This window comes from Flammeovirga sp. SJP92 (genome assembly GCF_001583495.1).
Classification (GTDB): Bacteria; Bacteroidota; Bacteroidia; order Cytophagales; family Flammeovirgaceae; genus Flammeovirga.
Window position 1 is genome coordinate 1 of sequence record NZ_LQAQ01000082.1, and the last position, 15069, is coordinate 15069.

Genomic DNA, 15069 nt, shown 5'->3' on the forward strand with positions numbered 1-15069 from the left:
ACTTTGGCTTTAAATTCTGAGGTGAATTTTCTTTTACTTTTCATAACACTGCAATTTACTTAATTATTAATTTAGATTGCAGTCCGTTTTGATGGGGTAACTATAATATATATGGATTTCAATTGTATAAAAATATTAAGCAAAATGATTTTTTAGAGAAGAAAAATGTATTCGGTAATAAAAAAACTGAGTTTATAAAATGGGTGAAATATGAATTTTTTAAATAAATTACCCACTGTTCGATGTGTTTAGTCGATAGGCGTCACTGCGAACTTTCTCACAGTTTAAGCTTGTAACTTATAACAACAAACCAATCTTCTTCTGACTCAAGTATTAAGCCGATACTTGTGTCTAAAGATCGGGAAAGTCTCCTGAATTCCGATCCAACAGAACTAAAAACTTTCACGATAGAATTACAAATTCCACAAAACCTTTCATCAGTAAAATATTGACCATTAATTTGTGGGGTAGGTAGTCAATCAGTTCTTTCCAATTTAGAGATTCAAGAAATTATATTACATTTACATTTGTATCCTCTTTTCTATAAGAATGACTATTCATTTCAAAAAAAGTAAGCTATTTATATATTTCTACTAAATCAACATCAAAAATGTACCGTCAACTACTCATCATTATTCTTCTATTTTCGTTAATGTCATGTGAGAAAACACAGAAAAAAACAACAGTTGTTTCTGCACAAATAGAAGCAAGTGTAGTACAGGAAGAAAAAAATATTGACACCATCACTTCTGTTAAGGAAGTAATTGAAATTATAGAAGATAGTACTGAGATTGAAGATGTGGTGGTTGAGGAAGAAATTAAGGAGAGGAAAAGGCTTGAGATTGATTCCAACTTTGTGGATTTTACTCCTAAATTACGCACGAATTCTTCTTTTAAAGTAATTATGCTAGGTTCTTATCATGGTGATGAATTAGATATGTCTTATGGAACAGAGCAGTGGATAGGTGTTTTTGCTGATTCTTCCAATTATTATTTAAAAAATGTAGAAGTTGATTTTAGTAAAGATATGGATCCTGTTATGGATTCAGAAGGAGATAGTTCTGCAATTAAAGTAAGTGTGAGTGAGGAAGATGAATGTTTATTCTTATTTTCTGGTTTTTCTTTAGAAGATAGGACTCTTCATTCGATTGATTCTTTGAAAGATATGAGATGCCCACTTTCGGGTGATTCTACTATTTTAAATTATAACGATACTAAAATAAAATTATATGCCACAGGTGATAAACAGCTTTTAGGTGGCGATTTTTATGAACTTGCCAATTATCGATTATTTATAGATAATGAGGACACTACCACAAAAACACCGCAGTTATTATTTGCTTGCACAAGTTTTGATGATGCTATGCCTAACTTACTGTGGGTAGGTGATATAGATAATGATGGGAAATTAGATTTTCTTTTTGATCTCTCTTCACATTATAATGCTACTTCTTTAAACCTATTTCTATCTAGTTTAGCAGATGACAATGAATTTTTAGAACTAGTAGCAATTTTAAATACAATAGGTTGTTAAAATAGAATAAAGCTCTTACCTCAACCGTTTCTCATTATTTTAGTATTAAGCCATAGGAATTTCTTAGAACTATTGAATTGAATAAGTTTGTAACTAGGACAACAAGCTACATACTTGTGGGGTTTACTCCAACTAGAGGTAAACTTATGGACCTCCAAAAAATGATTGATCAACACAAAAGAAACAAATAAGTTATGAGTAATTTAGATTTAACCTTATCAAAATTTAAAGATAACCTAAATAGTTATTTATCATTAGACAATGATCTAAAGTTTTTTGATGAAGAAACTAACTTAGAAAACATATCATATCTTAATGGTGAGATAAAAGAATTTTATGAAAAAGTACAAATTGATGAACCAATTTATATGGGTTATATTATTGGTCATAATATATTACCAATAAGTAAATTAGATATATCTCAGGAAGGTTGGAAGTTTATTTTTTTAATGGTGAGAGAATCGAGGATACTAAAAATTGGAATTCTGATTGGTTAGTTATCGGTTTCTATAATGAAGACGCAATCTTTGTTGATACTTCTAAAAAAAATTGTCCTGTATATGGATCAATACAAAAAAATAATTTTCTTTTGTCAGATAGTTTCTTTGAATATTTATCATTGCTTAATAAAATTATGGAAATCGAATTGGAAATACCAGATCAGTGTGGTTTTGATGAAGAGAGTTGTGAGCCAATTGAAGAAATAGTATTAAAAATTATAGATCTCAAACCTCAACAAGGTTTCCTAGAGTTTTTCTTATATAATTAGGGAATGCCTCCACTGTCCGTTGGTACTGCCTTAATAGTCACGTAAATTGATGTAATTTTTCTAAGATTGCCAAAAACGTTTCGTTACTGCTGGTTCCTCAATTTTTTTTGCAAAATGAACTTTGCTAAGGTCCCACATTGTTCGTTTTGTTCACCCGACAGGCGTCACTGCGAACTTTCCCACAGTTTAAGTTTGTAACTTATAAAACAATAAAGCTAACCAATCTATATGATGGTAGATTGACTTGGGCAATTAGTATTAGAATGTAATTTGAAATAAGCATAATCCCGAATAAAATAAATCCGTTTTGTAATAATTAAGGATTGAATTCATGCAGATGTTAGGACTTACATTATGCATGTAGATGCATGTATGTTTGTTCAAAACAAGATGAATAATAATATGAGAACTATTTTTACAACTGGCTATATTATTACTTTGACAAGAAAGTTGCTAGCAAGGTATAGGAAGCAAACAGACCAAATACCTTCCCAATTTTATAATTATTGAATGAAGAAATGAGTGTAATAAATAGTATATATCTTTTTTCAAAAAACTCTTTTGGAGGAATTGATATTTTGACAAACAAGTTTGAAGGAAAAGTGATTGAGTCTGGTATTCAAGCATCCTTCTATAATGATTCTTTTAAGCTCGATGAGGAATGGGGGTGTTACTGTAACGTGTTAAATATAGACGGGGAAACAATTTCAGAACCTTTAAACTTTGAGGTGAGATGTTACTTTGATGAGTCATTAATATTTTTGGTAACATTGGAGTCAGATTATTCTTCAACACCTATTTTAATGGGTGAATATGATATAGATTTACTTCTTAAACACTTGAAGTTTATTTTTGGAGCAGACGAAATAGATTTCGCGGCGGATGACGATAGAAATGTGAAGGAAGTCTACAAATTTTTTAAAGATAAATAATTGTGTTTTAAGTACTAAGTCAAAAATAAATCATAGTTAATTCTAATTTATTTTTTGTGAGTACAACGCTAAAAAATGTATTAATAGTGGTTCTATTAAAAGTTTTTTTGATGGAAGTAATCGCAAAACAATAAATAGAATTAGTATGAGATAATTTTGAATTTGTATTTAGTATTTATAGTAGTTCTCTAACACGAAAAAAAGACAAGCTATTCCAAATTTTAAATAACAAAGCAATCAGTAATAACTAATAATCATGTTTCAATATATCAGATTTTTATTATTAATATCTTTATTTTTATGGTGTTTTTTTCTGTGGGGAAACATCAGGTGGTTATTTCCCTATACAGGATTGGCAGGCCTCATCACACCATTTGTTGTTTTGATTACAGCAGTTATTTCTACTGCTCTATTTTTTCTATTGTCTGGTCGGTTAAAAAATGTGGTATATACTCTACTCTTGTTTATTGTATTTTTTATTTGTCAATCTTATATAGTTTTATCGACTTACCCACAAGGTTATGGAGGTGATGTTTTTTCACAGATGTTATCAGCCAAAAAGGCATACGATTGTTATGATTCTATTCAAAAAGATGACTTTATAAATTTAAATAGATTTAAGAGAGTGGTATATATCTATAAATTCCATGATGAATTACCAGATGAAAATGTACTTCTTTCAATATCTAAGAACGGAAAAAGTAATTATTATTTAATAGAGGTATATGATAATAAAATGACATATGATAAAAGCAAACTTGGAATTATAGAAACAGATAGTACAACAATAATTGAAGAATATCTAACAAATGGTCTAGTTCGATCTCATATTGCCTCTGAAGGTTGCTTGAGGCATCATGATGGAGGAAGTTTTAAAGAGCAAGACTTTATTATTTCTGTTTCAAGAGATGAATTGTCGGATAATTTTGACACAGGGATAGAGGAGCTATTATATGACCAATTAAAATCTAATCTAAGAAAAAATGATGGATGATATTTTTGAAACTATAGTGTATGCTATGGAAGAGAATGATGAAGATATGTTTCTAAGAAACATATGCGAAATTGACATAAATGCAAAAGGTTTTAACGGCTATAGTCTACTTACACATGCTTTTTGGAGTTCCAACTCTTTTTTTGTAGAGAAAATAGTTAAGCTTGGTGCTAATGTTAATAATAAAGTCAATGGAACGCCAGAGATTTTTCATTGTGTTGATGCAATAGTGCAAATTTCAAATAATAGTGATGCAATTGATGATATTGATAAATTAGAAATATTGGTAAATGCAGGAGTGGACCTTTCTCAGAAAGATGATAATGATGAATCAATATTGGATTTCACTAAAAATTATTCAGGTAAGTGTTATCTCTTTCTCAAACAAAAAATCTATAATACTTAACCTCTTTTTTTCAAAATAGTATACTCTACTAGAAGGATTTGTGCCTTATATTCATGTGAAACCCTTCCCCCTTATGACTCAAGTATTAAGCCGATACTTATACCTAACAATTAGGAAAGTCTCCCGAATTCCGATCCAACAGAACTAAAAACTGTCACGATAGAATTGCAAATTCCACAAACCCTTTTATCAGTAAAAAATGCTCATTAATTTGTGGGTAAAAGTCAACAGATATCTTCCAAATATAGCCAAAAGTGACACCTTTGGCTTTACACTTATGCCAGAAGGAATGTTTTAACAAAAAAAATGAAAATGAACTTTATAGAAGAAATTAATCGAATTAAACCCTCTAAGACAGAATTATTATCTAATTATGATGATAGGGAATATGTTGATTATCTTTTAAGTACATATGATTTTGCAACAAATGAAACTGATTACAGCTCTATAATTAGTCTGATTTCTACTAGCAATATATATAAAATTGATTTCGCTGGAGTGCATTTAAATAAGGTTTTGAATAGTGTAGAAGTAGAAGGCTCGAAGCTGATTTGTATAGCTTTATTTCAAGACAATTATTTATGTATTAATGATAATCATGATAAGCTTTTTTACATTGATCTAGAGATTTCAGCATCACCACTTTTTGAATGTGATTTTGATTATGAAAGTTTTATGAATTTACTTTTACTCTTTTTTAAGCTCGATGTATATATTTCATTCAGAGGGGGTGAAAAAAATGAAGTAACGTTTGAGATTTTACCTGAATACACTAAGCTAATAGATTTAATTAGAGAGCAATATGAGTAATTCCCCACTGATCTAAGCATCAGGCCGTAAAGCGTTATTTAGAGTTGTACAATTGAATAAGTTTGTAACTTAATAAAAATAAAAAGGAGTTTTTATCCCTTCAAAATATAAACATAAGTGGCATTTTTGATTTAACCATTTGGATTAATGGAGTGACCAAATTGAAGCCCAAACACATATAGGTGAGGGGGTGTTTTTTAGGTGAAGTTTTATAGTGAATCTTTAAAAGGGTGAGAAAAATTATTCTTCAGGTAATGTAATAGTATAAAAATATAACCGAAATAATGATTAAAATACAAACAAGAGATTTAGAAATTCAGCTAGTAAATAACTTATTGAAAGATGAACTGTTTAAAAATTTTGTGTACTTAAAGAGTAGACATTTATTAAAAAATAAACAAAATGGTTTTTCTATTGTCATGAATCCTAGAATAAGTATTCCAGATACTAATGGTGATGTTTTTATTACTGTACAAGTTAGGTTAGGTGTTAGGTATGATATTGTTCATCAATGGTTAGAAAAATTTTCTAATAAACATCAGATTAAGGATTTAAGAATAAAAGAAACACATTATGAATTTGTAAATAAGACAAGTAGTGATTGGGTGAGGGTAAATCGAAATGGAACTGATCTAAAATTAAAACTTGATTTATTGGTAGAACAAATAACAACTCATATAGTTACCCCATCAAAACGGACTGCAATCTAAATTAATAATTAAGTAAATTGCAGTGTTATGAAAAGTAAAAGAAAATTCACCTCAGAATTTAAAGCCAAAGTAGCTTTAGAAGCCATCAAGGATTTACAGACTACAACAGAATTAGCCCAAAAGTATGATCTTCATCCTACTCAGATCAGTACATGGAAAAAGGAATTTCTAGATGGTGCATCCAGTGTTTTTGAAAAGTCTAGAGAGAAAAAGAAGCTTCAAAAAGTGAGTGAAGGGAAAGAAGATGAGCTTTATGCAAAAATTGGTAAACTTCAAGTTGAATTGGATTTTTTAAAGAAAGCCTTGTCGTAAATAAGTCGTTATCAGAACGGAGAAAAATTGTCGACAAGGCTCATCCAGAGCTAAGCATCACACGTCAATGTCAGCTATTAGGTTTACAAAAATCTAGTTATTATTATAAACCAAAAGGAGAGTCCGCACAAAACCTTGAGTTAATGAAGATCATAGATCAGCAGTATACAAAGCATCCTCACATGGGGGTTCCGAGTATGACTACTTGGTTGCGTCTGGATCAGGGAATGTTAGTCAACCATAAGCGTATCGCTCGATTATACCGTATGATGGACCTGCAGGCGCTTGTTCCTGGCCCTCATACTTCAAAAGGTGTAAAAGAACACAAAAAGTATCCCTACCTCCTTCGTAATATGGTCATTAATAAAGTAAATCAAGTATGGGCAACCGATATCACCTACATTCCAATGGAAAAGGGTTTTATGTATTTAATGGCTGTAATTGATATACACAGCCGTTACATTGTAGGCTGGTCTCTTTCCAATACAATGGAAGCGGAATGGTGCAAAGAGACGATACAGGAATGTATAGAAGAGCATGGAGCACCGGAAATTGTCAATACAGATCAAGGGGCTCAATTTACAAGTGATGTATTTACAGAGTACTTGATTAGTCAAAGTGTAACCATCAGTATGGATGGTAAAGGAAGAGCAACTGATAATATATTTATAGAGCGTTTTTGGCGAAGTTTGAAATATGAGAAAATATATAAACATTCTTATAGTAATGGCCATCAGTTAGCTTTAGGGGTAATAGAATATATGTCTTACTATAATCACGAAAGACGACATAGTTCAATTGATAATCAAAAACCTTTCTATATCTTTGAGAAGGGTCGCCGAGACACAAGCTCAAAACCAAAAGAAAAACCACATTCTATGAGTTGTAAAGGCCAAGATGAATGGTCTGCCGCAGGCGCAACACAGACCAGCCTTGACAAATCATAAAATGGGTTTTAATAAAAGGTTTGAAGCTGAATCTCTCAAAAAAAGATAATTATCTTTTCCACTTAGACAGTCCAAACTAGTGGGGTAACTATATCATTTTCTAAATTTTTACGAAAGAAATAATTCCTTGGATAAATATTATTTAAATAATATCTATCCAATTAATAATAAAAATGACCTTCTCGAGCGTATTAAAAAACCCTTTGGTGGTATTTGGATGTTTGAATTATTGAAAGTTATCAGAATTGTTGCTTTTGAAGAGTATCCAAAAATCAAGAAAATTGTTTATGATTATTACAATGAATTGTTAGAAAATGAAGAAGTCGGTGCTGTTCTTCTGAGTAAAAATATCTGTAGTATAAAACATGAATTAGATTCATTTTTCACTGTTCGTAATATGAAAGTTTAACTTCATTACGAACCATTCTTATGTATCAATTTATCACTTATTCTATTTATAAAAAAAATAAAAATACATAACCTCCTCTTTTCAAAATAGTATCCTTCTCACTGCATATCAAGAGCAGAAGAAAAAACAGACAATTATATATTAAATATGGAAAATTACATTGATACGTTTGTAAACACTTATAATAATTATTTGACACTTGAGATGAATATATTTGATGATGTGAAATTAATTATTAAAACTGATTATGAAGGCGATAAGACAGCAATTGAATACTTTAGAAATGGTTTTGAGTTTCCGGCGAAATATGGATTTGTTGATTTTACTTTAACATTTTCAGAAATGGATTTTAATCATCAATATTACCACTTTGCTAATCATAATAACTATAATTTATTTTATGTCTTAGATCGCCAATCAGGGGGTGTATATCTTTTGGACCTATCAGGGGAAATTAAAATGTGTTGTGGTATTGATGCAGAATCTTTTTTTCGTTCAATGATAATCGTTATTGAAGCTGAAATACAAAAAAGCACATTAGGTGTATATGAACTCGATAGCTCTATTGTTGACAAATATTTCAAGGAATGTCTTGCATTGAATAATAATGATCCGTCAGTATCTGAGTTCTATGATTTAATATTATGTGTATGATCATTGTTGCAGTCTGTAAAGTTAAGTTGATACTTTTAATTATTTAGAGTTATGATTTAAATGTCTTTCTAATATCACCTAGAACAGAGCAGAAATTAAAATATATATTAAGAATAATGAGTCAATTAAAATGTAAATGTGGTAACGTGCTATCTGATGTGTCAGATAGCTTACCCTATAAAGGTGAGATAATACCAGATCGAGCTTTTTATAATTTCTTAGATAAAGTAGAAAACTTTATTGAGACATTAATTGAGGCAACAAATTCAGGTAAAAGGATTGAGTGGATAAGAAAGCATTTTTCATCCCTTTCTTATCCAGAAGATTTAGATGACACCCAAATGTTATGTGATATTCATGGCAACTATTATTCAAAGATTAAAAAAGATATTTATCAGTGTGATAAGTGTAACCGTCTCTGGATTCAACAAAATAATACGGAGACATTTATTTCATTTGTCCCTGAATCTGATGGTGATGAATGGAGTAATGTGTTGCTTCCTTCATCTACTTGATTTTGAGTGAAATATGGAGTTTTAACTTAAAATGTTTGTAACTTATTACAATAAAAAATTCAATTTCAAGATCAAATGAACTCTCAACTCTTCAATATAAAGCATCAGATAATAATAACTTTTAATGTTAATTCTGTGATACTTTTATTTATAAAATATAGTTTAGGGAATAAGAAATCAAAAGATGTTTTAACTGGTAAAAGAAGCAATTTAGAACATGTTGGAGTTAGCTATTCTTCTCTAGTAAAAAACATCTATCCAATATACCACTGAAATAGTGATAAAATAGGTTGCTTTTTGATCGTATCAGGTGTGAGTTATAGCCATTATGAATTTTTTTTAGTTAGTTATTTCATCAAATTAAGTAGTCAAGAAGTTGAAAATGTAGTGTTTTTGTATTTTAAGTCTCAGACATGAATCAGTGTGGAAGTTCTTAGTGAAACCTTTCGGCTTAACACAAAGAATAGTGAGGGATGATCATATTCACAGTGGATTAAATCATTAATTTTCAATCATTAAATATTTGAATATGTTTATATTAATAATAATATCTCTATTTTTCAATGTGAAAAATTATACACAAAATGATTGTGTTTTAAACCTGAAAAATTATCATGTTAAAGAAATTTCTACCGGTGAAATAAATGTTATAAAATTTAACTTCAAAAAAGAGGAAATACATAAAAAAGATTATTGTAGTTTTTTCCAAAAAAGAGACATTTCACTTAGAAATGGTTACCTTTTAGGTAAACTTAGTACACTTACAGACAATACCGTTTTATTAATATATGATTACTATGAAGGGAGAGCATCAGACATTTATGCTTATTCTTACGATAAAAAAGGATACTTAATAGATATTCTTAATCTTTCAAGTGAAGAATATGAAAAATATGATTATACGTTAATAGATTACGACTCACAAAATTTCCAGGTGATAACAGTCCATGAAGATTATATCAAAGGAATAGAGGTTGCTCGTGATACTACAAGTTACACCTTAAGTGTTGATGGTTTATTTATAAAAAATAAATAGTGAACCCTTCTTCTGGCGCAAGTGTTAAGCCGATAGGCGTCACTTGTGTCTAACAATCGGAAAAGTCTCCCGACTTCCGAGTCAACAGAACAAAAAAACTTGGAGGATAGAATTACAAATTCTATAAATCCTTTTATCAGTAAAAAATTGACCATTAATTTGTGGGGTAGGGAGTCTACAGACTCCGTCCAAATATAGACACAAGTGACGCCTTCGGCTTAACACTTGCGCCAGTGGGGGTATTGCAAAGGAAAACAATGATGTAACTTATATATTGTAAATATGAATAGACTCTTATATTTAATACTAATCTTATTACATACTCAAACTTTAAACTATAGTATGGCTCAAACAAAATTGAATACTGATTCTAGATATTCTATAACTATCTTTGATAAGGATAAATTTAATACTGATTATTTAAACCATATAAAAGAAGTAATAGATGGTAAAGGATTTTCAGAAATAACCAAAATGCACGGTTCCTTAAATAATCGTGATAATGATTATATAACTTTTTTGAATCATTATAATAGAAGGTATAGTGAAGACCATAAAGAATTTTTTTTGGCTAGTTATGAAGATATAATGTATAAAACTCAACAATCAGGTTGGAGTATTTCAAATCCCAAAGATTCATTTTTATTATGGTCTATTGTTGAATATGGTCGATACTATCATGCCTCTTATTTTCAGGAAAGTTGGTATTGCGAACCTTCAATTGAATTTTCTCAAGATTTTTTAGAAAAGATATTTACAGAACTTCAATTTGAAATGTACTTTAAGAATCCATCTAGTTGTCAAAATGATTACACCAATTTGTATCATGGTTATATGGATTTTGATGTTGATGGTATGATGACTTTTATTTATCAGCTAACGCCTGAGATGGCTATAGAATTAAAAGAGCAATTACAAAAGAATAAACATTTAGTTGATGAATATTTAAACTTTGAAGTAGAAATGCTTGAAAAAATATTAGATCTAACGATTGAAGATGAAAGTATTATTTTAGTGTATGAATATTTTGATTGATCTAATATGAATTTAAGGGAACTTTCACAGGAAATTTATAGCAATGCTTCAGAAAAAGCATATTTTTATCCGGTTGATAGAAATTTTATACAGATCTATTTAGGTCGCATAAGATTATGCAATAATTTTGAATTTATAATATACAATCTTAATAATTACCCCGAGACTTATTCAGTTCAATTACTGACTTGTATACCTGAAATATATGAAGAATTTTCTTTGAATGATTGGAGCGAAATATTAACTAGATCCTCAACTTTTGGCGTTTTCTCAGCAATCGAATTTTTATTTAAGTATCTAGAAATAAATGCATTTAAGTTATATTTTGATTTGCCTCAAGTATCAATTAAAGATAAAAAAACAGTTGTCGATTATTTTGTAGAATGTGGAATGTTCTTATTTAAGGATGAAGATGACTATCAAGATTTTGAAGAAGGATATTTGGCTGAACTGAATACATTAATTTCAATAAAGGAAAAAATGTTAATTAATAGTAAACTATATTCAGCATTTACTCAAAAAAAAGATTTATATACATATTTAGATGATTATAAACAAAAGGCATAGTCTCTCTATTCTGAGGTATTGCCTTTCTTTGTTCGTCATGTGACGCGTTTAGGTTATTACGAACACCTCCTCAATAAAATAAATGCTTTTACTTTTGAACTAACAGAACAAAAATCTTCAAGATAGAATTACAAATTTTATAAATCCTTTTATCAGTAAATATTGACCATTAATTTGTGGGGTAGGGAGTCTACAGACTCCTTCAAAATATAGACACAAGTGACACTTTCGGCTTAACATTTGTGTCTTTTGGAAGAGATGAAATTTTTTTATTCAGAAGTTAGTGACCATTTGATACAGTATATTTTTTACTTGTAGTAGATCATAGTCATTCTGAATTGTAAAACTATTATGCATATGAAGTTTATTTATTCTCTCGTAATCCTTTTAGCAATATTTTCAAGTAGTTCTGCATTCAATCCATATATCCCCCCTTGGGTGAGAATACTAATAAATGAGAAGGAAATAATATTATCTGAAGAAGAGAAACTTACAATTAGCTTATTAGATATCGATAATGATAATAAGATGGAAGCAGTTTTTTTTAGAAAGAATAGCTTTATCCTTTTAAAGAAAAATGGAGAAGTAAAAGAATATACAAGTATTGTTGATTTTGAAGGAAATATTCTAGATGATTTTAGTTGGGTAGATTTTTGGTATGTAGATGATCAGTTACATGTTGATTATGATCCCTATTTCACTTCACAAGGACAAGTATTACATTTGATAAAAGAAAGTAGTGGGACAATAACTATATATTTTGAAAATAATGAAATTAGGTGGTACGGAATTTAGTTCCTTCACTGTTTTAGGGTAAAGTGTTAGTTTCCTCCTGAACTATGGTTTTCGAATAGTTTCAATTTTTAAATAACCTCATTGGCACATGTGTTAAGCTATTACTTCTGTCTAACAATCGGTGAAGTTTCCCTATTTCCGAGCCAAAAATCTTCAAGATAGAATTACAAATTCCATAAATCCTTTTATCAGTAAATATTGACTATTAATTTGTTGGGTAGGGAGTCTTCAGACTCCCTCCAAATATAGACACAAGTGACGCCTTCGGCTTAACACTTGCGCCAGTTGGATAGATAGTATAGAATTTATCAGGTTGATAAAAAAGGAAATCAAATATTTTTAGATATGAAAATAAGAAAGTTTTTAAAAGATATTAATCTTTTAAAAAGTCAATTGGATGAGAAATATAATCATCAAAAATCACTTAAGGATTGGAATATTGACTATTAATTTGTGGGGTAGGGGGTCTACAGACTCCTTCAAAATATAGACACTAATGGCAACTTCGGCTTAACTTACTCTCCGTGTAAATGTAGCTATTCCATTTATTTTTGTAGAGATGTTTTTAATCAAAGTTTAGAACTTAAAAAGTTCTATTGTTATAAACCATGATAAAGTCTATTGCACAGGATAAATTTAAAAAAAATTATGAAAAATATAGTTCTATTTCAACTAATGTTAATGTTGTTTGTTATTAGTTGTGTTAATGAATCACATGATAGCAAAAGACGTACAATAAATATCAATAGACATGTAAATCCAATGTATAATAGAATCTCAAACATAGTTGACACATTGGATATTGAAAACATTAATACGTTTTTTGATTTATCTAAATATATAAATGACCCTACTTATTTTAATAAATATCCTAAACTATCAGAAGAAGAAATTAATACACTTAACCTTGTAAAACTTAAAGATGAAAATCACTATTACTGTTATTACTCTACATTAGAAACAAATTCTGATTCATTAATTGCATTTACGGTAATAAAAAATACATTTAAACATAAAAATTCAATTCATCAAACTTTGCATACTCTTCATAAGCATAATGATGTAGTGACTAATTTAGAGCTTAGTGCTTTTGGAGCCGATTTTTTATGGTCTCTGCAAAAGTCGTCTATATTGAATTTAGATTCAACTTTAGAAATATCACAAACTGAGGTTCTAGAATCTGAGAAAATGAAAAATGGAAAAGATATTATAGAACAGGAAATAACAAAAGACTATTATAAATATAAAATGAATAAAGATTTTTCATTCACTCTACTAGAAGAAAAAGCTGATACTATTTTAATATCTAATTAAGTAGGGATCGCTACTGTTGGTCAAGTCTAGTGATAGCATCATTTCGAACTCGTGTATTGTTATAGTCTTTTACAAACAACAATAAAACTCAAGCCAATCAACCCTCACATAGATTGGCTTGTTTGTATATAACAATTAGCATATGGTTTGAAATAAGCATGCTACCGAATAAAATCAATCCGTTTTGTAGTAATTACGCATTAAAACCATGCAAGTGCTAGGATTTAAACCATGTACGTAGTAGCACTTACAGTGTGTAAGTCCTAGGACTCACACTCCGTACGTCCCGGCATGTACAGTGTGTACGTGCTGGGATGTACTATTGCAATACTTTATCTGCTAGAAAGAAGTTGTCCCATACTTATGGGAAAGAGGGTATCATAGTAATGGGAAAAGGTGTCCCCTATATATGGGAAACTCTTTCCCATGTATAGGGGAATGAGCTTTCCCCTCTGACTCAAGTATGAAGCCGGTACTTGTGTTTAACAATCGGGAAAGTCTTTCGACTTCGAGCTAACAACACAGAAATCTTCAAGAAAGAAATGTATTCCATAAATCCTTTCATCAGTAAAAATTGACCATTAATGTCTAAATTAGGAAGTCAACGCACTCCTTCCTAATTTAGACATTAATGGTAGCTTCAGTTGAGCAGTTGTGTTGGGGGTAACTTGATGTTTAGTCAAATATAGTAGGCCCACCTTTATATTATTACCTTGGCTGATGATGATATTTGAACAAGTATGATATGAAATTAACGCAAAACAGTATTAGTATAATTTTAAATCCTCAAGGAGAAAAAACGAGTATAACTTTTTTAGAGAGAGAACAAGCTATTTTATTACTAAATGTTGAAAGTGGCAGTGTATTTAGTTATAAATGTGAAAGACCAATCTACAAATTAAAAAATAATAAAATCTTATATGTTTATTTTATTGACGGTTCATCTATCTTATTTGATAATGTTGATGATTTTAAGAAAGTATTTGGCAACAAAATTAAATATGATTGCACATTAGTTAGTGGTACAAATAGACAGGTTATCAGTTATTTCTACGAATTAAAAAAAGAATTTTTGGTTGAAATATTTGATGAATTTGATTTTGTTGAATCAGATGGTTTTGAAGAAATTTACCAGAATAAATCCAGAAACTTTTTAATAAAGCATAAAGGTAAATGGATTATGAGTTTATGGTTTCCAGATACTAAATCTTTAGAATTATATTTAAACCAAGCTTAATTAAGCCGATACTTGTGCATAACAATTGGGGAGACCTCCTGACTTTTGAGCTAACAGTACAAAAATTTTCAAGAAAGAATTACAAATTTTATA

Annotated in this window: 19 protein-coding genes; all 19 read left to right on the forward strand. The window is 29.7% G+C overall.

The features are described 5' to 3' along the window. Positions 1-610 precede the first annotated feature (610 nt). The 19 genes from AVL50_RS18035 (at position 611) to AVL50_RS18120 (ending at position 14976) form a co-directional block, all read left to right on the forward strand. On the forward strand, positions 611-1534 hold the full coding sequence (locus AVL50_RS18035; RefSeq protein ID WP_157491406.1) for a hypothetical protein: 924 nt from the start codon (positions 611-613) through the stop codon (positions 1532-1534). A gap of 194 nt (positions 1535-1728) precedes the next feature. Further along, positions 1729-2031, forward strand: a complete 303-nt coding sequence (locus AVL50_RS18040) for a hypothetical protein (RefSeq protein ID WP_062617888.1) — start codon at positions 1729-1731, stop codon at positions 2029-2031. Continuing rightward, complete coding sequence (locus AVL50_RS33050) at positions 1965-2303, forward strand: hypothetical protein (protein ID WP_157491407.1); 339 nt, start codon at positions 1965-1967, stop codon at positions 2301-2303. The genes AVL50_RS18040 and AVL50_RS33050 overlap by 67 nt, the downstream gene beginning before the upstream one ends. Positions 2304-2821: 518 nt before the next feature. Further along, positions 2822-3235 carry a hypothetical protein gene (locus AVL50_RS18045; RefSeq protein ID WP_157491408.1) on the forward strand — a complete coding sequence of 138 codons (414 nt, stop codon included), beginning with the start codon at positions 2822-2824 and terminating at the stop codon, positions 3233-3235. 256 nt (positions 3236-3491) lie between these two features. Further along, a complete protein-coding gene (locus AVL50_RS18050) occupies positions 3492-4229 on the forward strand; it encodes a hypothetical protein (protein WP_062617890.1) in 738 nt (245 codons plus the stop codon). Continuing rightward, the gene (locus AVL50_RS18055; protein WP_062617891.1) at positions 4219-4635 is read left to right on the forward strand and encodes a hypothetical protein; all 417 of its coding nucleotides are present in this window, start codon (positions 4219-4221) and stop codon (positions 4633-4635) included. The genes AVL50_RS18050 and AVL50_RS18055 overlap by 11 nt, the downstream gene beginning before the upstream one ends. Positions 4636-4947: 312 nt before the next feature. After that, positions 4948-5445: a hypothetical protein gene (locus AVL50_RS18060; RefSeq protein WP_157491409.1), complete on the forward strand. Its 498-nt coding sequence runs from the start codon at positions 4948-4950 to the stop codon at positions 5443-5445. A 284-nt stretch (positions 5446-5729) separates the two neighbouring features. Next, entirely contained in the window at positions 5730-6155 is a 426-nt protein-coding gene (locus AVL50_RS18065) for a hypothetical protein (RefSeq protein WP_062617893.1), read from the forward strand. A gap of 27 nt (positions 6156-6182) precedes the next feature. Beyond that, complete coding sequence (locus AVL50_RS18070; RefSeq protein WP_062617894.1) at positions 6183-6467, forward strand: transposase; 285 nt, start codon at positions 6183-6185, stop codon at positions 6465-6467. Next, on the forward strand, positions 6437-7414 hold the full coding sequence (locus AVL50_RS18075; RefSeq protein WP_157491410.1) for an IS3 family transposase: 978 nt from the start codon (positions 6437-6439) through the stop codon (positions 7412-7414). The genes AVL50_RS18070 and AVL50_RS18075 overlap by 31 nt, the downstream gene beginning before the upstream one ends. A 127-nt stretch (positions 7415-7541) precedes the next feature. Then, positions 7542-7823 (forward strand): hypothetical protein, encoded by a 282-nt coding sequence (locus tag AVL50_RS18080; RefSeq protein WP_062617895.1) that lies wholly within the window; start codon positions 7542-7544, stop codon positions 7821-7823. Positions 7824-7970: 147 nt separating this feature from the next. Then, the gene (locus AVL50_RS18085; RefSeq protein ID WP_062617896.1) at positions 7971-8477 is read left to right on the forward strand and encodes a hypothetical protein; all 507 of its coding nucleotides are present in this window, start codon (positions 7971-7973) and stop codon (positions 8475-8477) included. Between the two features lie 116 nt (positions 8478-8593). Beyond that, a complete protein-coding gene (locus AVL50_RS18090; RefSeq protein ID WP_157491411.1) occupies positions 8594-8992 on the forward strand; it encodes a hypothetical protein in 399 nt (132 codons plus the stop codon). A 565-nt stretch (positions 8993-9557) separates the two neighbouring features. Continuing rightward, positions 9558-10028 (forward strand): hypothetical protein, encoded by a 471-nt coding sequence (locus AVL50_RS18095; RefSeq protein WP_062617898.1) that lies wholly within the window; start codon positions 9558-9560, stop codon positions 10026-10028. Positions 10029-10370: 342 nt separating this feature from the next. Then, positions 10371-11063 (forward strand): hypothetical protein, encoded by a 693-nt coding sequence (locus AVL50_RS18100; protein WP_062617899.1) that lies wholly within the window; start codon positions 10371-10373, stop codon positions 11061-11063. A gap of 6 nt (positions 11064-11069) precedes the next feature. Beyond that, complete coding sequence (locus tag AVL50_RS18105) at positions 11070-11630, forward strand: hypothetical protein (RefSeq protein ID WP_062617900.1); 561 nt, start codon at positions 11070-11072, stop codon at positions 11628-11630. Positions 11631-11987: 357 nt separating this feature from the next. After that, positions 11988-12425 (forward strand): hypothetical protein, encoded by a 438-nt coding sequence (locus AVL50_RS18110; RefSeq protein ID WP_157491413.1) that lies wholly within the window; start codon positions 11988-11990, stop codon positions 12423-12425. 648 nt (positions 12426-13073) lie between these two features. Continuing rightward, positions 13074-13739 carry a hypothetical protein gene (locus AVL50_RS18115; protein ID WP_157491414.1) on the forward strand — a complete coding sequence of 222 codons (666 nt, stop codon included), beginning with the start codon at positions 13074-13076 and terminating at the stop codon, positions 13737-13739. Positions 13740-14484: 745 nt separating this feature from the next. After that, the gene (locus tag AVL50_RS18120) at positions 14485-14976 is read left to right on the forward strand and encodes a hypothetical protein (RefSeq protein ID WP_157491415.1); all 492 of its coding nucleotides are present in this window, start codon (positions 14485-14487) and stop codon (positions 14974-14976) included. Positions 14977-15069 lie beyond the last annotated feature (93 nt).